This is a genomic window from Pseudomonas sp. BR20 (assembly GCF_050780135.1).
In the GTDB taxonomy this organism is placed as follows: domain Bacteria; phylum Pseudomonadota; class Gammaproteobacteria; order Pseudomonadales; family Pseudomonadaceae; genus Aquipseudomonas.
In genome coordinates, this window is the sequence record NZ_CP172012.1 from 3,591,031 (window position 1) to 3,610,030 (window position 19,000).

General features: G+C 57.7%; 13 protein-coding genes and 2 pseudogenes. 3 read left to right on the forward strand and 12 right to left on the reverse strand.

Annotated features, from left to right (window positions below):
• Positions 1–182 precede the first annotated feature (182 nt).
• Together ACHPFG_RS16540 and ACHPFG_RS16545 are read left to right on the forward strand one after the other, a co-directional pair.
• A complete protein-coding gene (locus tag ACHPFG_RS16540) occupies positions 183–6,278 on the forward strand; it encodes a YDG domain-containing protein (protein WP_431699830.1) in 6,096 nt (2,031 codons plus the stop codon).
• A gap of 3 nt (positions 6,279–6,281) precedes the next feature.
• Entirely contained in the window at positions 6,282–7,934 is a 1,653-nt protein-coding gene (locus tag ACHPFG_RS16545) for a ShlB/FhaC/HecB family hemolysin secretion/activation protein (RefSeq protein WP_431699831.1), read from the forward strand.
• Between the two features lie 13 nt (positions 7,935–7,947).
• On the opposite strand, the pseudogene ACHPFG_RS16550 reads toward ACHPFG_RS16545, so the two are convergent.
• The 8 genes and pseudogenes from ACHPFG_RS16550 to ACHPFG_RS16585 all read right to left on the reverse strand — a co-directional run.
• Positions 7,948–8,085: pseudogene (locus ACHPFG_RS16550) on the reverse strand (DNA adenine methylase); the annotation flags it as partial.
• Between the two features lie 68 nt (positions 8,086–8,153).
• Positions 8,154–8,690, reverse strand: coding sequence for a lysis system i-spanin subunit Rz (locus tag ACHPFG_RS16555; protein ID WP_431699832.1), 537 nt, complete (start codon positions 8,688–8,690; stop codon positions 8,154–8,156).
• Positions 8,675–8,995 carry a DUF6527 family protein gene (locus tag ACHPFG_RS16560; protein ID WP_431699833.1) on the reverse strand — a complete coding sequence of 107 codons (321 nt, stop codon included), beginning with the start codon at positions 8,993–8,995 and terminating at the stop codon, positions 8,675–8,677. Before ACHPFG_RS16560 ends, ACHPFG_RS16555 begins: the two co-directional genes overlap by 16 nt.
• Positions 8,992–9,525 carry a glycoside hydrolase family 19 protein gene (locus ACHPFG_RS16565; protein ID WP_431699834.1) on the reverse strand — a complete coding sequence of 178 codons (534 nt, stop codon included), beginning with the start codon at positions 9,523–9,525 and terminating at the stop codon, positions 8,992–8,994. The genes ACHPFG_RS16560 and ACHPFG_RS16565 overlap by 4 nt, the downstream gene beginning before the upstream one ends.
• A 59-nt stretch (positions 9,526–9,584) precedes the next feature.
• On the reverse strand, positions 9,585–9,980 hold the full coding sequence (locus ACHPFG_RS16570) for a hypothetical protein (RefSeq protein WP_431699835.1): 396 nt from the start codon (positions 9,978–9,980) through the stop codon (positions 9,585–9,587).
• 1 nt (position 9,981) lies between these two features.
• Complete coding sequence (locus ACHPFG_RS16575; RefSeq protein WP_431699836.1) at positions 9,982–11,340, reverse strand: pyocin knob domain-containing protein; 1,359 nt, start codon at positions 11,338–11,340, stop codon at positions 9,982–9,984.
• Between the two features lie 9 nt (positions 11,341–11,349).
• Complete coding sequence (locus tag ACHPFG_RS16580; protein ID WP_431699837.1) at positions 11,350–12,006, reverse strand: hypothetical protein; 657 nt, start codon at positions 12,004–12,006, stop codon at positions 11,350–11,352.
• 331 nt (positions 12,007–12,337) lie between these two features.
• The gene (locus ACHPFG_RS16585; RefSeq protein ID WP_431699838.1) at positions 12,338–15,913 is read right to left on the reverse strand and encodes a phage tail protein; all 3,576 of its coding nucleotides are present in this window, start codon (positions 15,911–15,913) and stop codon (positions 12,338–12,340) included.
• A gap of 77 nt (positions 15,914–15,990) precedes the next feature.
• On the opposite strand from ACHPFG_RS16585, the gene ACHPFG_RS16590 reads away from it, so the two are divergent.
• On the forward strand, positions 15,991–16,329 hold the full coding sequence (locus ACHPFG_RS16590; protein WP_431699839.1) for a YceK/YidQ family lipoprotein: 339 nt from the start codon (positions 15,991–15,993) through the stop codon (positions 16,327–16,329).
• Between the two features lie 47 nt (positions 16,330–16,376).
• On the opposite strand, the gene ACHPFG_RS16595 is transcribed toward ACHPFG_RS16590, so the two are convergent.
• From ACHPFG_RS16595 to ACHPFG_RS16610, 4 genes and pseudogenes are all read right to left on the reverse strand, one after another.
• A complete protein-coding gene (locus ACHPFG_RS16595) occupies positions 16,377–16,958 on the reverse strand; it encodes a tail assembly protein (protein WP_431699840.1) in 582 nt (193 codons plus the stop codon).
• 52 nt (positions 16,959–17,010) lie between these two features.
• Positions 17,011–17,361 (reverse strand): hypothetical protein, encoded by a 351-nt coding sequence (locus ACHPFG_RS16600; protein ID WP_431699841.1) that lies wholly within the window; start codon positions 17,359–17,361, stop codon positions 17,011–17,013.
• Between the two features lie 240 nt (positions 17,362–17,601).
• Positions 17,602–18,039 (reverse strand): methyl-accepting chemotaxis protein, encoded by a 438-nt coding sequence (locus tag ACHPFG_RS16605; RefSeq protein ID WP_431703484.1) that lies wholly within the window; start codon positions 18,037–18,039, stop codon positions 17,602–17,604.
• A gap of 99 nt (positions 18,040–18,138) precedes the next feature.
• A pseudogene (locus ACHPFG_RS16610) lies at positions 18,139–18,915 on the reverse strand (PAS domain-containing protein); the annotation flags it as partial.
• Between the last annotated feature and the right edge of the window lie 85 nt (positions 18,916–19,000).

Sequence of the window (19,000 nt, forward strand, 5' to 3'; positions counted from 1 at the left end):
TCACTCGAAAACCGGTGAAATAACCTAATTCCAGTAGTAGCGAATTGCCAACACTTTCATGTTTAATCACTCATCTTGCCAGGCCTGCAGATCAGCATCGGCCCGCGAGCTAAATTTCCGGTTCCCCTTGTCGCCCTGCGCATCGAAAAACCGGTCGGTATTTATCGTTAAAGGGATTAACCATGAACCGCACCTATGCCCTTGTCTGGAACCCAAGCCTCGCCACCTGGAACGTTACGGATGAACGCGCCCGTCGGCGCGGCAAGGGCGCAGGTGCCGTACTAGCGGCAACGCTGCTGCTGCCGGCCGCAGCTATAGCCGCCGATCTGCCAGCGGGTGGCATCGTGGTGGCTGGCAGCGGCCAGATCAATACGCCAAGCGCCAACCAGATGGTCATCAACCAAGCCAGCAACAAACTCGCCATCGAGTGGCAGAGCTTCGATATAGCCGCCGGCCACAAGGTAACCTTCAACCAACCTGGCAGCGACTCTATTGCACTGAACCGTGTACTCGGTGCCGACGGTTCCAAGATCATGGGCCAGCTCAATGCCAATGGCCGGGTGTTCCTGATCAACCCCAACGGGGTGCTGTTCGGTGCCGGTTCGCAGGTTAATGTCGGCGGCCTGGTTGCCTCCACGCTGAACATCAGCGACAGCGATTTCGCAGCTGGCAACTACAGGTTCAAGGGCGATGGCAGCAACGCCAACGTCATCAACAGCGGCCAAATCACTGCAACTGATGGCGGTAGCGTTGCCCTGCTGGGCGGTACGGTGAGCAACAACGGCGTAATCGTCGCCAACCAGGGCACCGTGGCCCTGGCCGCTGGCAATGCGGTCACCCTGGATTTTGCAGGTGATGGCCTGCTTAAAGTGCAGGTCGATGAGGTGGTGGTCGATGCTTTGGTGGAAAACCATAAACTGATCAAAGCCGATGGCGGCCAGGTGCTGCTTACCGCAAGCGCCGGCGACGCCCTAGTCAAAACCGTGGTAAACAACACCGGCGTGATTGAGGCGCAAACCCTCGGCGAGAAGAACGGCAAGATTGTCCTGGAAGCGGGTGCTACGAACACCGTCACGAACAGCGGCATGCTCAATGCCTCCGGTGTCAGCAGCGGCGAAACCGGCGGCACCGTGAAAGTGCTGGGTGGCGCGGTCAAGCTGCTGGCCACCAGCGCCATTGACGTTTCCGGCGATGCTAGGGGGGGCACCGCGCTGATCGGTGGCAATTTCCTCGGCGCCGGCCCCGAACAAAATGCCAAGACAACCACAGTCGAGGCTGGCGCCTCCATCAAGGCCGATGCCATCACCGCCGGCAAGGGCGGGAGTGTGGCGGTCTGGTCGGATGGCGCCACGCAGTTCAACGGCAGCATCACGGCACGCGGCGGCAGCACTTCAGGCAACGGCGGCCAAGTGGAAACTTCCGGCAAGAGCTTGAACATCAACGCCAGCGCGGCTGTCAATACAGCAGCGCCCCATGGAGTGTCAGGCGACTGGCTGCTGGACCCCGATGATATTACGATAGGTAATAAAAGTGTCTTTAATAGCGGTTTGAATAGTGTTTCCTACGCTATCAATGTCGACTCGCGGGCTTTGTCGGCTGCGCTCAATCATGGCAACGTGACCATCAAGACCACCGGATCTTCGGCCAGTTGCACGGGTACGTCGTGTACGGGAGCGTCCGGTAATGGCGATATCATCGTGCTCGATTTGATCGGCAACACGACTGACTATGACAACGGCAATGTAGGCATCAATTGGGACACCGGTAACAAAACGCTCACGCTGAGTGCCTACCGTAACATTGATTTCAAAACATCTAATAATGTGAAATATGCAGGCAACCCAACCACCGGCGATACGTTTGATGGTGGCATCTTCTCTTACGCTTCCGGCAATGTCGTGCTCAGGGCAGACAATACCGCCACAGGGACAGGCACGGTCAATTTTGAAGGTCCCCACCTAAACACCCTTTATTTGAATGATATCGCAAGCACCATCTCCATCTATTACAATCCGAGCAGCTATAACACTCCGACGCCCTATGGCGATTATATGGCTAGTGACCCCAGTCAGTTGACGGCCTATATGGCCATCAATGTGAGCGGCACGGCAGCCTCGAAGATTTACGATGGCTCCGCGACAACGTCCGTGTCAGGGTTGACTTCCGTAGTGGCCCTGCCGACCGGATTGACGCTCAATACCGCCAGTGCGCTGGGCACCTTTGCCGACAAGAGTGCCGGCGTCAACAAAACCGTCACCATCACCGGCGTTACCGCTACTGGCACCGGTGCCGTCACCAGCACCGCCAGCGATGGCGCCACGGTCATCAGCTATAACAGCAACAAGTACTTCATCAGCGGTCTCGACAGCAAGACCGCCTCGATCTCGGCCAAAACCATCAACCTCTCTGGCGTGACTGCCAACAGCAAAACCTATGATGGCACCACATCGGCCACCCTGTCCGGCAGTGCCAGTGCCGCCGCCAGTATCGTCAGCGGCGACAGCGTCACACTCGGTACCGGCACCGCCACCTTTGCCGATGTCAATGCCGGCGTTGGCAAAGCCGTTACCTTCACCGGTTTTACGCTGAGCGGCACCGACGCCACCAACTACGTGGTCGCCCAGCCGACCGGCCTGACCGCCACCATCAATAAGGCCGATCTTACCTTGGCGGGAACAAAAACCTACGATGGCACGACGTCCGTGACAGGCAGCACCTTGACGGCCACCGGCGTGGCCGGCCAGACCTTCAGCGTCACTGGGGCCGGTGATGCCTCGAATTTGACCAGCAAGAATGTGCAAGGCGGTACGGCGCTCGCCAGCACCACGGGCCTGAGCCTGGGCGGCAGCAGCAACGGTGGCTTGGCCAGCAATTACAATGCGCTCGGCGCTATTGGCAGCAGCTATGCCGTGACTACCAAAGGCATTACGTTGACCGGCATCAGCGCAGTCGATAAAACCTACGACGCCACCACCACGGCCGCGCTCAACACTGCCAGCGTTGGCTACTCGGGCCTGGTTTCGGGCGACTCGGTCTCGCTGGCCGGCAGCGGCGCGGGCAGTTTTGCGACGAAGAACGTCGGTGTCAACAAGGCTGTGACGGTGAGCGGCTACACGCTGTTGGGCGCCGACGCCGGCAACTACGTGGTCACCCAGCCGACCGGCCTGACGGCCAGCATCAGCAAGGCCAGCCTGGCGGTGTCGGGTATCGTCGCCCTCAATAAAACTTATGACGCCACCACCGGTGCCACCCTTAGCGGCACGGCGGCGGTCAGCGCGCTGGGCAGCGACAGCGTCACGGTTGCCGGCACAGGCTTAGGCAGCTTTGCCGACGCCAATGCCAATACGGGCAAAGCCGTCACGGTCACCGGCTATGCGCTGAGCGGAAGCGATGCCGGAAACTACAACCTCGTGCAACCGACTGGTGTAACCGCCAGCATCAACAAGGCCGACGTGACCTTGAGTGGCACCAAGGTCTATGACGGCACCACCTCTGTGGCGAGCAGCACACTGACAGCTACTGGTGTGGCTGGACAGACCTTCACCATCACGGGCTCGGGTGATGCCACCAATCTGGCCAGTAAGAATGTACAAACCGGCAGCACGCTCAGCAGCACCGCCGGCCTCAGTCTGGGCACCAGCAGCAATGGCGGCCTAAACAGCAACTACAACGTGCTTGGCACCAGCGGAAGCAGTTACGCCGTGACGGCCAAGGGGATCACACTGGCGGGCATCACCGCCTCCGATAAAACCTACGATGCCACAACGTCGGCAGCCCTCAACACCACGAATGTGTCGTACTCCGGAATAGTCAACGGCGATGATGTTTCTCTGGGCGGCAGCGGTACCGGTAGCTTTGCGACCAAGGGCGTAGGCATCAATAAATCGGTCACCGTGTCTGGTTACAGTTTGAGCGGCGCCGATGCCGGTAACTACGTTGTTACGCAACCGACCGGCCTGACCGCGTCGATCAGCAAGGCTGATCTGGTGGTGTCCGGGGTTTCCGGTGTTAATAAAACTTACGATGCCACGAACACCGCCACACTCAGCGGTAGTGCTAGCGTAAGTGCTCTGCAGAGTGATGTCGTTTCGGTTGTCGGCACCGGTAGTGGCAGCTTTGCCGACGCCAATGCGGGTATCGGTAAGAACATTACCGTAACCGGCTACACGCTGAGCGGCACCGATGCCAACAACTACAACGTGGTACAGCCGACCAGCGTGACGGCCACCATCAATAAGGCCAACGCAACCTTGAGCGGCAGCAAGGTCTATGACGGCAGCACTACCGTGGCAGGCAGCACGCTGACGGCCTCCGGAGTTGCAGGACAGACCTTCACCGTCACGGGCTCGGGTGATGCCTCCAATCTGGCCAGTAAGAATGTACAAACCGGTAGCACGCTCAGCAGCACCGCCGGCCTCAGTCTGGGCACCAGCAGCAATGGCGGCCTAAACAGCAACTACAACGTGCTTGGCACCAGCGGAAGCAGTTACGTCGTGACGGCCAAGGGGATCACACTGACCGGAATCAGCGCGTTCGATAAAATTTACGACACCACTACCACGGCCGCACTCAACACCGCCAGCGTTGCCTACTCGGGCCTGGTTTCGGGCGACTCGGTGTCGCTGGCCGGCAGCGGCACGGGCAGTTTTGCGACGAAGGATATCGGTGTCAACAAAGCCGTGACGGTGAGCGGCTACACGCTGTCCGGCGCCGACGCCGGCAACTACGTGGTCACCCAGCCGACCGGCCTGACGGCCAGCATCAGCAAGGCCAGCCTGGCCGTATCGGGTATCGCCGCTGCCAACAAGACCTATGATGCCACCACCGGCGCCACTCTGAGCGGCACGGCTGCGGTTAGTGCGCTGGGCAGCGACAGCGTCACGGTCACGGGTACCGGCACCGGCAGCTTTGCCGACGCCAATGCCGGCGTTGGCAAGGCCGTTACCGTCACCGGCTATGCGCTGGGCGGCACCGATGCCAGCAACTACAACCTGGTGCAGCCGGCCGGCGTGAGCGCCACCATCAACAAGGCCGATGTCATCGTGTCCGGCAGCAAAACCTACGATGGCACGACTTCCGTGGCGGGCAGCTCCTTGACGGCGACCGGCGTGGCCGGCCAAACCTTCACCGTCACCGGGGCCGGTGACGCCTCGAATTTGACCAGCAAAAATGTGCAAAGCGGTGCGGCACTCGCCAGCACCACGGGCCTGAGCTTGGGCAGCAGCAGCAACGGCGGCCTGGCCAGCAATTACAATGCGCCTAGCGTGGCCGGAAGCAGTTACGCCGTGAATGCCAAGGGGATCACACTGACGGGCATCACCGCCTCCGATAAAACCTACGATGCCACAACGTCGGCAGCCCTCAACACCACGAATGTGTCGTACTCCGGAATCGTCAATGGCGATAGTGTTTCACTGGGTGGCAGTGGGGCCGGCAGCTTTGCTACCAAGGATGTCGGCACCAATAAAACAGTGACGGTATCAGGCTACGGCTTGAGCGGCGCCGACGCTGGCAACTACGTCGTTACGCAACCGACCGGCCTGACCGCGTCGATCAGCAAGGCCGATCTGGTGGTATCCGGTATTTCCGGCGTAAACAAAACCTATGATGCCACGACCACCGCCACGCTTGCCGGTAGTGCCAGCGTGAGTGCCCTGCTGAGTGACGTTGTTTCGGTTGTAGGCACCGGTAGTGGAAGCTTTGCCGACGCCAATGCAAACACGAACAAAACCGTCACCGTCAGCGGCTACACCCTGAGCGGCACCGATGCCAACAACTACAGAATCGTTCAACCCGTGGGGTTGACTGCTGATATCAGCAAGGCCGCGCTGACCCTCACCGCCAATGACGCCAGTAAGGTTGCCGGGCAAAGCATCGCCTTGAGCGGTTACACTGCCAGTGGCCTGCTGGGTGCTGACAGCATTAGCACCGTCAGCCTCAGCAGCCTGGGCCAACCCACCACTGCTACAGCCGGCAGCTATGCCATCGTCGCCAGCAACGCGGTCGGCGCAGCCTTGAGCAATTACAACATCAACTACCAGGACGGCACCTTGCTGGTCAGCCCTGCGGCAACCACGCCAGCCACACCAATTACGGCCAGCAGCCAGCCCTATATCAGCGTACTGGCGTCGAATGGCCAAAGCGTTTTGACGCCAGCCAAGCAACAGGACAATGAGCCTAAAGCCTTGAACCAGAACATGCTGGTTACCAACCCCCTCAATGTTGGCTTAAACCTGCAAGTCATTAGCGACGGTATACGTCTGCCAGAAGGAATCTGATTCATGCGATTTGCTTATTCTTCGATCGGCAGTGCCGTTTCTCTATTGTCGCTGTCCGTGGTGGCGGCCACCTTGCCGGACGCCGGCCAGTCACAACAGAACATCGATCAACGCCCGTTGCAATTGCCAGGCAAGCAGCGCCTGGAGCTTAACCTGCCAGATGCCCCCTCGACCGAGGCGACCGGCAACGGGCCAAGCCTGCAAGTCAGAGGTTTTACTTTGCTAGGCAACAGTGCCATCGCTAGCGCTGAGCTGTTACCCCTGCTCAGCGACCTGCAAGGCCGCACGGTTACGCTCGGCCAGTTACAGGTAGCTGCCAACCGCATCACCCTGGCGTACCGCGAGCGCGGTTATCCGCTGGCGCGTGCTTACGTTCCGGCGCAGGAAATCGACGGCGGCGTGGTGCAGATCGCGGTAATGGAAGGCCGTTATGGCGAGGTCGTGCTCAACAACACTTCACGGGTTGCCGACGTAGCACTAACGCCACTTGAGGCGCTCAAGAGCGGTGATGCCGTGCGCGGCGCCGAACTGGAGCGCAGCCTGCTGTTGCTATCCGACACGCCCGGGGTGGAGGTGAAATCCACCCTTAAACCGGGTGCATCAGTCGGGGCTACCGACCTGCTGGTGGACGTGCAACCCGGCCCGCTGCTGTCCGGCTCGGTGGATGCCGACAACTACGGCAACCGCTTTACTGGCGAGTACCGCTTGGGCGGCACGCTCAACGTCAACAGCCCGCTGGGCCTGGGTGATCGGTTGTCGCTGCGCGCCATAGGTTCGGATGAAGACCAGCAGTACGGGCGCATCGCCTACCAGTTGCCGATTGGACCCTGGGCCACGCAAGTGGGCGTGGCCTATTCGGACATGGACTACCAGCTAGCCAAGGATTTCGCCGACCTCAAGGCCCACGGCAATGCGCGGATCACGAGCCTGTACGCAATTCAGCCGCTGGTACGCAGCCGCGATTTCTCTCTGTATGCGCAAGTACAATTCGACGACAAGCGCCTCAAGGACGACATCGACCAGTTCGACAGCAAGAGCGACAAGCGCTCACGCATGATCACAACTACTGTCAGCGGCAACAGCCGTGACACCCTGTTCGGCGGGGGCATCAACAGCTTCGCCCTAGCTTGGAGCCAGGGCAGCCTGAATATCGACGGCGCGGCAGCCAAACGTAGCGACGACCTCACCGCTGGCACGCGCGGCCAGTTCAACAAGCTCAATCCAAGCCTGGTGCGCCTGCAACGCCTGAGCGAGCGCTTCAGCCTGTATGGTCAACTGCAAGGCCAGTGGTCCGACGGCAACCTGGACAGCTCTGAGAAAATCAGCCTCGGTGGTGCCTACGGTGTGCGTGCTTACCCGCAGGGTGAGGCGTCCGGCGACCAGGGCTGGCTGGCCAACCTAGAATTGCGTTATGCGCTGACCAATGCCTGGCAACTCAGCACCTTCGCCGACCACGGTGAAGTGCGCCTGAACAAGGACACCTGGAGCAACGGCGAAAACCACCGCAGCCTCTCGGCTGCAGGCGTCGGCGCACGCTGGGCCGCGTACGGCTGGCAGATCAACACCGTAGCCGCGTGGAAGCTCGGCAACGCCGATGCGCAAAGCGACGTCGAGCGTAGCCCACGGGTTTGGGCGCAGGTGGTGAGGTTCTTCTAGTAATCGGCCACTGGGCCTGGGGCCGCATAAAGTAAAGCGCGGCACCGCCGGCAAATACTTCGACGTAGCGTTCATGCGGCGGAAAAAGCGGAATCAGGCTGTCAGCCATGCGGTGCTTGCCGCCCATCCATCGAACGATTGGGTTTGTCATCTTTGCAATCCTTTGCAAGGTAGGTGTTCATTGGGTGTCATGCTAATTTTTGCGACCTCAAATGTAGGTCAGCGGGAAATAGCGTTCACATACGCCTGGCAAGCCCGCAGAGCGATCAGTCCTTGGTCGCCGTCGTCGGTGATGGCGATAATTCGTTGCGCATGCGCTGGGTCAAGTTGGGCACGACGGGTTGCATGAACCATGCCGACGGTGCTGGTGGGGGCAGGCACGTTGCAGCCACTGGTTGAATCCTCGGCGATGAGGACTGACAGCCGGACATCAGCAGTAGCAAGCTGGTCACGCAGGCGAGCCTGGTTGCGCTGGGCATCGGATAATTCCTTGGTGTGTTGTTGGTCTTGGGTGGCGAGCTGCTGCTCGGTGGCCAGGCGCTTGTCCTGCTCTGCCTTTTGTTGCCGCCAGGCCTCGCCGGTGATCGCGTCCAGGGCTTTCTGGTGCGCGAAGCCCTGCGCCGCCAGCTGCTCGGCGAGCTGCTTGCCCATCCGCCAGTCCTGCACCTGCCAGGCGGCGCCAGCACCAATGCCGAGCAGCAGCAGGCACGAAAATAGGATCAGCGCGACCTTGTACTGCGCTACCAATTCGCCCATGACTCCTCCCAATTCGGCAGATCGACAGTTTGACCAGCCAGAGCATGCGTGCAGTCGTCCAGGTACTGGATTCGACCATCGGTGACGAATGAGTGGCAGACCACATCCTTTCCATGCATCCCATAGCGCGATAGCACAGAAGGCGTGAAAGTTGGCGCCTCGGCATTACCGTTGTAGCCCCAGCGTGGGCCAGGGCCAGTTCCAACATTCAGGCTATGCGGAAGATCGCAGCCATTGCAGAAGAACCACAGCGAGCCGTCGGCCGCCTGGCCCAGGACGCGGGAGATCGTTTTTATTTCGCTCACGCCAGCACCTCCAGCGCCTTGCCGTACAGCGCTTGGCGGTCTGCCAATCCATTGATCCCGCCGTTGATGCGCCGGGTGATCTTCACGAACTCGCCCTGGTCAGCCAGCGCGTTCAGGCCCTTGGTAGACCAGAACCAGGTCGCCGACATCGCCGCGTTCTGTGGCAGCTCCAACAGTTCAGGCTTGCTGATCAGGTCCAGGCCCAGTGCCTCCCCGCACGCGGCATAGTTCGCCCGCCCGGTGATCTGGATAAGGCCACGGCCACGGTACTTGGAGCCATCGCCCGGCACAGTGTTGCCCAGGTCCTCACGACCCTCGTAGCCGGCCTGCTGAGCTGTTGGGCCCCAGATCTCGCGCACGTAGCGCAACTGGCCCGACTCGTGGCCGACCTGGGCGATGAATGCAGCAGCGCGCGCGGTGCCCACGATGCCGTAACGGTTCATGGCCATATTCAGGGCAGGAACAAAAACGCCGGCTTGGCGGCCGGCGTTCGGGAGGATCTGCAGCAACTGCTGCTCAGTGATCGGCATGCTTTTCTCCAGGCAAAAAAATACCCGCTCAGGGCGGGTGGCGGTGTTCGGTGAATTAATCAGGCAGGTCGGACCGGGCGCTTGGTAACGTCGGGAAAATCCGCATTGGCGTCGGTCCAGTTGCTGACCTGGCCTCGGTACTTCAACCACTGCTTTCGAGTACCGGATAGAAGATCCACGGGCGGCACATCTGCATCAGCCTCTTCGATGGCTTCCAGCTGACGCGCGACAACGGGAAGTTCGGCGATACGCCAGGCGCTCTCAGAAACAGCCTGTAAATCACTTTCTGTAGGCAGAGGAATAGGCTCCAGAGATGGCATGCCGGAATCATCCAGCACAATGCTATTGCCCTCCCCGCGCCCATCAAGTAATCGGCAATATTCTTCATCTGTCAGAAGAACAAAGCCCTCCTGATACTCAGATTGAAAAGTCATCGTCTCGCGGTCGAAATACATATCAAATTCCTTTCGCGTACCAAGTCACATTGATCGGCGTATTAGAGTGCCCCGAGGCAATCCTGAACTGAGTCAAGCTTATCGGGATAGCCGTATTATTTGCTTCAGCCGCTGCTCCCCGCCCGATCATTGCGGTAGTTGTCAAAAAGCACCGTATCGCAGTCGTAAAAGGTGTATTGAAAGAGAACACAACCCCAGCCTGGTCATTACTAACGCTCACAGTCCCCCATTGCTCAATAGTCCCATCTGAATACTTAATCCATCCATTGGTAGCTGTGCCGCCGCTGGAAACGATACTGATTTTTGAATTTAGGGAGGTTGCTAATGCTGAGTTATCAGTTGGAGATCCGGCCAATCCTGAGAAGGCGCCCTCAGCCGCCCATGCGCCCCATGTTCCGCCAACCATGCTCCGAATCGCCCTAAGGTTGCTGGTGATGCCGAAGGCTTCCTGAGTTATGTACGCCGCAGCACCATGCACGGACACCCTTATATAAATTGGGCCGCCCGAGAAGTTAGCCGGACCATTTGTATAAGTTGCATTTAGAGCATATAAGCCAGACCGTTGAATGGTATTGCAGTCGGTGCCGGCGCCCATGAGGATCGCGACACCACCATTCCACCCAGCGTGCCCAACTTGTAGAACCTCCCCGGCCGTTGAACTGCTTGCGGCCGCCTTTACTAAGCCAAGAGCTGTTTGTGCGGCAGCCTGAGTTTTACCGCCGGTCCCGCCTTGTGCTACGGAAAGGGCTGTCGTCAAACCGCTCAAGGATGTGATGTCGCTGTTAGCTCCAGCCGATGCCTTATTCGCAGCCGAGGCGGCTGCCGCCTCCGCCCTTGTTGCAGAGTTTCCCGCATTTGTTTCACTGGTTTTGGATGCGTTCTTGCTGGCCAAGGCCTCGCTCGCACTCTGCACTGCCTGATCTTTGGCGCTAGACGCTGTAGTCGCCGAAGAAGCTGCAGCATTTTTACTCTGGGTCGCCGATGCCTCCAGCGTTGTTACTGCATCCTTGGAAGCGGTCGCAGAAGCCGCCGCAGCTTGAGCTAAGCCGACTTGCGCAGTCATGTCGGTTGCTGTGCTTGCAATCACCTGAGTAGCCGCACGTAAAGCGTCAGCCGAATCCTTGACGTAACCCTGCATCGGGGCGAGAGAGTAGCTGCCACCAGCGGCCGTTACGCCAAGATAGTTCGGGGCAATAGACAGCGCCGTATCACTGGCGATATTGGAAACCTCATACCATCTTCCGTCAGGACCGCGAAAAGCGTCACCCACCCTCCCGTTCGCGATGAAGGATGTGCCCGTGCCGATCACAGCATTGCTGCCCGCCGTTACAGAAACTGTTCCCGTTTTGTACCAGCCCATATAATCACCCTACGAAATTGGTTTGGCCCAGACAACTGGGGTATATAAGGTGGTTTGAATATCGACACCAACAACTTGAATAACTAGTCTGTTGTTTGCGTAATCCCATACTGCATACATGTTTCCTTGTCGAGACGTACCGCCTGCAACATCCATCGCAATATTATTCAGAAGCATATAGTCGCCCGTATCAAGCGGGGTATAGGCCGTCCAGCTCAATCTAGAAACACCCTGATCAGTCTGCACAGCCCCGAGGTAACTCCAGCCGGTAATCGTCCTCGTGAATTGCGCCGCCGGTGTTCCGCTATCAAAAAGCAACTTTGATGAAGCATCCCAAATTCTGAAACCGAAATTAGCTGTAGGTACCGATTTGAACGCACTCGCAAACCAAGATCCTGAAGTCCCCGTCCCGGAGATTCCCTTGAAGGAAAATCCCGTCCAATTACCGGATGCCCCATTGATCACACAAAAGGAAAGTGTGTTCGATTGGTTAAGTCTTACAAACACAAGGGGAGGTTCTTCAGAGGTAATGACCTTCGCAAAAGGAACAAACACACCAGAACCATTACCGCTCCAAGTGCCTCTATCTAGTGTCACGAGTCGTGAGAATTCCGAATCCAGTACGACAACGTCATTATTATTTGAAAACTCAACGCCAAATGACATTACCTGTACCTCGTGACTAGGAGCCTTTGTGGGCTTAATCCAATGGGGCCAGTATTCGTACCAGGAAATCCGTAATACACCGTGACCCCGCCATTTGAAACTAGCGGCGTATATTGAATTGCATAGTTACTCTGTGCAGTAGTGTCGTACGCAGCGATAGGAACGCAGACAGCTGAGTGAGTGGCTGGCGAAACTCCGGCAATGGCGATGAACCTGCTCCTGCCCTGCCCGCCGCCGGACTGAACGATTTCCGAGTAAACAATCCGAACTGTGAACGAGTTTTCATCAAGCTCAAGGAGGCCGGTCGGCCCCCAAACTCTTACCCCGTAGCTCATGCGGAAAGGTCTCCCCACTGGTAGCGCTTGATTCCGTTCTCGTCGAAGACCTTGCCGCCGAAGCTATTGATGACCTGCCGCGCCTGGCCACCGAAAGCGCTGTTGATTTCAAAAGTCCCGTCGAAGAACAGCTTCCAACCGGAAACGCCCGCAACATAGTTGTTGGACGCAATGTAGTTTCCGATTTTGGCGTTCGTGATAGTGCCGTCTTGGATGAAGGCCGAGTTCATGAACACCTGGCCGCCATGCACTGCGAACGGGATGCTTACAGCTCCGCCAGCAGTGGTGTTGACCAGGGCGAATCTGTCAGCGCTGACCAGAAACTGGCTTTGCAGAACCCCTTCAACGTTCTCGATTCCGAGGCCGACACCTGCATACACGTACTGCCCGTTTTGATTGAGCTGCATCTTCACGGACCACATGGTGGAGAGCTTGCCGTCGGTGTCGACCTGGGCCTGGCTCACGGTTTGAACCGCCGCTGAGGTCTCGCCAAGCTCTACGCCGATCTGCTGGATAGCCTGGGCCGTGGCCTGGCGATCCGTGACCACGACGCTTTCCAGATCGGTCACAGTGCCCGCGACTTCGCCCACCGACGCGGTGAGTTCGGTCTGGCGCTGCACCATGGCTTCGTTCTGCGATGCCCGCGTCTTCACTTCCTGCGCGAAACTCGCCGAGGCGTTGTAGCCCTGGAGCGCATCCGCCAGGTCGCCCTCTCCGGAGTCATCCCGATAGGCCGAACGCAACGCCTGAAGACTCGACGCCTGGGCCGTGACCACACCGTCCAACTCGGTGATGCTGGTAATGTTGATCTCCACCTGCTGCGCCAGGCCGTTGGCGGTAACCAGCACCTGACCCACGTCTATCCAGTAACCGACGTTAGGCGGCGCAGTGTTGACGGGCACCGGGCCGTTGGCCTGGTAGATCCTCTTGCCCACCACCACCAGGTCACCCTCGATGTAGGTTTGCTCAGGGTCATAGGCCGACAGACCGTCGAGCGCATCAATCTGCGCCTGCAGACCCGGTATCTTGTCGATCTCGTCGACGATCTCTTGGCCCAGTTCAGTGCGGCCGATCTGCCCGGCGATCAACTCCAGTACCGGCTCCGCATCTGAGCTGGCCTGGCCCATTACGCCATTGCCGACCGGATAGAACGGCCCGACGTTGCCGGTACGGTCCACCAGGCGGGCCCAGAAGAACAGCGTGGCGCCAGCCAGAAGCGACTGCATACGGTAATCGTGTTGCGGATATGCCAGGTCCGCCAGTTTGGTTGCGGCCGCAAGGTCGTTCGCCGGGCCATACCACAGCTCGGTGCGCTGGGTGTCCTCGGCGCCAGCAGGGAAGCCCCACTTGATACCGATACCGAACAGTTCGCTGGTGGTGGTCAGGGACGAAACCGCCGGCGGAAGGCCGACCTTCCCTTCCAGGTTGGTCAGGTTCGAGCTTTTCCAGATCGAAGAGATCTCGAAGGCGCTCACCGAACGCACCCGGGCCAGGTAGGCGCCCGAGTAAATGCCGGTGACGTCCACGCTCGTCGAGCCTGTGCGCTGCACCTTGATCCAGTTGCCGCTGTCCTTGCGCCACTCCACGTCATACGCGACCGCGCCAGCCACAGCGGGCCACGAGATGTTCATGGTGCTGATGGCCAGCCCCTGGTCCACGGAGTAGTTCGACGTGATGTCGACGCTCGCGGGGGCAGGAACTACGGTGATAGGCACAACGCTGATTGGCCGCTCTTCAAGGCGCGCGCCGGTGTCGATGTGATCGAACTTGCTCGGGTCGTACTGCACCGCCGAGATCTCAAACACGCCGGGCTCTGGCCGGGCCACGCTGACCACGCGATAAAGCGGGATGGCCAGGTCATCAGCATCCAGCGCCCACACCAGTTCGCGCTCAGGCGGCACAGAGTAAGCCACGGTCACGGTGACCTGGCGCCCGCTGACCAGTTGCACGGTACGCCCCTCACATTTCCCGTCGGGCAGGTTGAGGATCAGCCGGTCACCGGGTTTGGCCTGGGTATCACGGTCGAGTGTGATCACCTTGCCATTCACTGCCGAGATACGCCCGCCCACAGGCCGACCTGCAATAAGTTCGTCAGCGATCGGGATCACATACCCAGGCAACGGGATACGCCCATCCAGGCCGACGCTGAAAGTAACCGCCCGGTCCTTGGAGTTGGTCAGCAGCGCCCACTTACCGCGGCGCTGGGCCTCCGACTCACGGGTGCAGCCGATAGCGCTGATCTCCAGCGGATTGTCCCCGTAGCGCCGCTGAAGCTTGGAGTCGGTCACTGCGGTGACGCCAGTGTCGTAGTTATTGAGCGGATTGTCGTAGCTGATCAGCGCCCGGGTATAGCGGGTGCGCTCCGATGCGCTGGAATACTTGAACGGCTGCTTGCCTTCGGTTATCACGTTCGCCGCGGTATAAGCAAAGTCAAAATCAGTAGCGCGCGGCATATCCGCAAGCGTGAACACCTGGCCCTGGGCCCAGTAAGTCATGCCTCGGTAGATGGTCGAGATGTCGCGCAGCAGCGACCATGCATCAGCCTTGCTTTGCAGATTCAGGTTGCAGATGAAGCGCGGCTCCTGCCCGCCCTTCCCGTCCGGTACCAGCTGGTCACAGTACTGCGAGATTCGGTACAGCTCCCACTTGTCCACCATCCATGGCTTGATGCGGCGGCCTAGGCCGAAGCGGTCGGCCGTGGTGATATCGTAGGTCATCCAGACCGCGTTATCGGTCCATGCCTGCTTGAACGTGCCATCCCAGACACCTGAGTAAGTACGCGACACCGGATCGTAATTGCTCGGCACCTGCATCTTCTTCAGCTTGGTCTCGACCGTTACGGCCGGGATGCTGCGGAACTGCTCAGCGGAGAATTCGATGTAGAGCAGCGCAGTGTTTGGGTATCGAACTTTCGCATCGATGACCTCAGTGAAGCCGGCAATCTGCATCGTGTCGGAGATTTTGTTGTTGTTCTGGTTGATGGTCAGCCGCGTGATACGCATCAACCAGCCGGTGGTTGCCTTGGGAAGATCAATGCGGCGGGTGCGCTCGTAAAGGCTGGTGGTCTTGCCGTCGACCGCTTCACTAAGCACCTGCTGGTAGGCGCCGCCGTCGGTGGCCAACTCAACTTTGTACTCAATCCGGTAACCGTTGATGTTGCCGCTGGCATCCACAGACTGGATCGCCGGCCAGGCGAAACGCACACGAACAGCAGAGAGCTGCGTGTTGTTGATGGCTCGGACCCATGGCGTACCGCTGCGCAGCTCGGTACTGATGGTGGTTTCGTTCTCGATCGCGGGGATGCCCTGGATATAGGTCTGATCCACCGCTCCGGTGCGCCACTCCCATTTCACGTTCGGGAAGTTCATGTTTCCCTGGGGGTCTTGCAGCGGGGTGTTGTCGAGGTAGATGTCCTTGGCGGTCGGAGTGCCTTCGAACTCACCCTCTCCAACAGCAATCAGCATCTTGGCGATAGCGACAGAGCGCAAGCTATCTGGGGCCTCGATTGGGGATTTCGGTTTATCGGAACCTCCCTTGGCGCCATAGACGTCAATCTCGCGTGCTGCGCCCATACTTTCCTCCAGGCAATAAAAAACCGCGATATCGCGGCTTGGGGTAACCTTGAATTTTCTGGCAAGGAGCCAACTTGATGAAATACAAAATCGCCTTCGTGCTTATCGCAGCATTAGCCGCGTCCGGCTGTGGAACTGTGAATACCACTTTCCGAGACGACGCGGTCGCGAGTAATAAATTAGCTAGGTGGAAATCGCACTGTGAGTCGGTACCGAGGATTTATAGCGGTGCTGTTTTCGACTACTGCACACTCGATGCAGCGCCACGCCACACTACTGGGTACGACGGGTACCCATCTGCCTCACTGATTTTACTGGATATGGGGCTATCTGGAATTGCCGATACCTTGCTTTTGCCTTATTCGGTTTATCTACAGAGCAAACACGGAGATATAAAAAAGGCAAGATTTGAATAGTCAAAGAAGAAAAATCTAAAGAGACCAGCAGCTTGCTCCATGCGTGGTCACATCTGGTCTTCCGCGTAAATCGCGGCACTTATGATTGCGCCACCCACCCGCCGCTTTCCGTAGCAGAGCGGGACCGGATTTCCCGATGCCGTGGTGTTCTTGGCGCTGCCGAAAGCGTAGCCAGGCGTATTTTCTGGCGCGGCGCTAGTCTTGAGGCCCGTGGCTTGCGGACTAAGCATTTGGATTACCCCACCGGCCGCAAGCGCAATGCCTGGTGCAGCAAGTACCTGAAATCCAGGGATGAAAGACACAGCTATCAGTACCGCACCGATGATTGTCTGGATGAGACCGGCTCGTTTGCTACCGGTAATAATTGGTGCGATTCGAATGTCACCAGCGCCTGAAAACGCTACCTCCTTCTCGCCAATAGCCTTCTTACCCCGAAAAACAGCAAACTCTATCCCTCGCGATTTGGCGTTTGAAATAAACCTTTCAAACCCTGATATTTGCACACATAGCGCCTTGATCGCTTCAGCTGGTGATCTCACAGCTAATCGGAATGATCTGCCGAACTGGCGTAGCTGGCCGTAAAGCAGAATCGTCGTCATTGGTTGATAGTTGATTGCTAATGCTGACATGGCTTTCTCCAGGCATAAAAAAACCGCCCGAAGGCGGCCTTTACGGTTTAACTCAAAGACATCTATTTAGGGCTGGCAGAAGTCCACCGCGCCCAATTTGCGACCATGCAGCTCGCTGGTAATGCTTCACGATACTTCCCTCTCCCTGGCCTACGCGCTCGATATCCAAAACGTCGTCCGTCTGTCCGGCATCAGATCCAGCAACGATGCGATAACCAGTTGTGGTTTCGCTCATCACAGCATTGGAACGGTAATCCTGCCAAGCTGGATACACGCATACTGCGACCTCACGCGGATCCTTCGTCGTAAATTGCGTCGTGACAGGTTTTCCCGCCATCAAGTCTGATGGAGTCGAGCACCCCGCCAGCGCAACCAAAGCCAACGCCCCAATAAATAATTTCATGTCGTTCCCTCGCTGAGATATGGCGAGACTTTATCACCTACAAGTGAGCAACACGAAAACCTCACACATGTGTGGATCTTGGGATTCGCAAGAGGTTAACCGGCATTTATACGATGTGATATTTGCATCTGGCTTCGCCAATTGTAAGTATTGAGACATTGCCAATGTTTCCTTGCGATGATTTCCCAATGAGACGAACGTCAAACCCTAGCTGAAAGTTTTATAGAGCCCACTCAATTGCTAAGCCACCTGCGTAGCGAACCTACCCACGGCCTCAACCACACGCTTGGCTCCATCTTGAATTTCAACAATGACTTGGCCTGCCTGAGTGGCAAGGTCAAGGCCTTGCTCGGCTTGGGATTTGCTATTTGCCATCTCCGCGACGGTTTCATCTACCAGTTTCTGATTCTGCAACACAACCGACGCGATTTCTTCAGTCGCCGTGCTGGTTCGCCCAGCCAACTGGCGAACCTCATCAGCCACAACGGCAAATCCTCGACCTTGCTCGCCTGCGCGAGCAGCTTCAATAGCTGCGTTTAAAGCCAAAAGGTTGGTTTGCTGGGCGATACTACTGATCGTCTGAATAATGGAGCTGATCAACAGTGACTGCTTGCCCAGCGCTTCTACTCCCCCGGAGGCCGCCTGCATGTCAAGGGCAATTTTACGCATTGTATGCATAGTATCGTTGACTACGACAGCTCCTCGCTGTGCGCTGACATCAGTTTGCTGAGATATTTCAAATGCTGTTTGAGCTGCACCGCTGACTTCTTGCTCACGGGCCACCTGATCGGATACTACCGTCGCGAACTTTACCACTTTGCAAAGTTTCCCTTCGGTGTCGTAAACCGGGTTATAGGTTGCCTCCAGCCATACTGTTTGGCCGCGGCTGTCTATACGTTCGAATCGGCCAGCAACGAACTCACCCCTGTTCAGAGTTGACCAGAAATCCTTGTATTCCTGAGACGAAACTTGCTCTGGATTACAGAAAATACGGTGGTGGCTCCCTTTGGCTTGTTCCAGGTTATAGCCCATGGCTTTTAAAAATTGATCGTTTGCCTTTAGTACATGCCCAGAGAGATCGAACTCGATTACCGCCGTAGAGCGTAATAACGCCTCAATGAATGATGCATTTTCTGAAGCTTTTTCAACTCGTGATGTAATATTTGTCGCATAGCAAGTGACATGAATCAATTGGCCGCCCGCATCCATGATCGGCTGCCAATGTGCATGAATCCACACCAATGAACCATCAGCATGAAGGTATCTGTAATCATCGGTTATAGACTTGCCTGCAGCAACTGCTGCTCGGAAGTTATGAAAGCATGGCAACTGGGAAACGTACTGTGGAACAATCTCTGCCATGGCACGACCTAGAAGTCGACCCGGGGCGTACCCCAGCGCCGCTCCAAAGTTTTCGTTGCATTCCGTAATTTTAAATGTCGAGTCAATACTCAACGTCAACATTTCACGGTTCAGGCCATCGCGTAGCTGGCGTAGCTCAAGCAGTTCGTTTTCTTGTGATTGAAGCTGCTTTTTAAGCTTAGCGTTGAACATAGGAAATCGCCTCTTAGGTCATAGCAATTCTATCGGCATGCCCTGGCGTAAATTGAGGGCATCCGAGGGAAAACAGTTTTGCTAC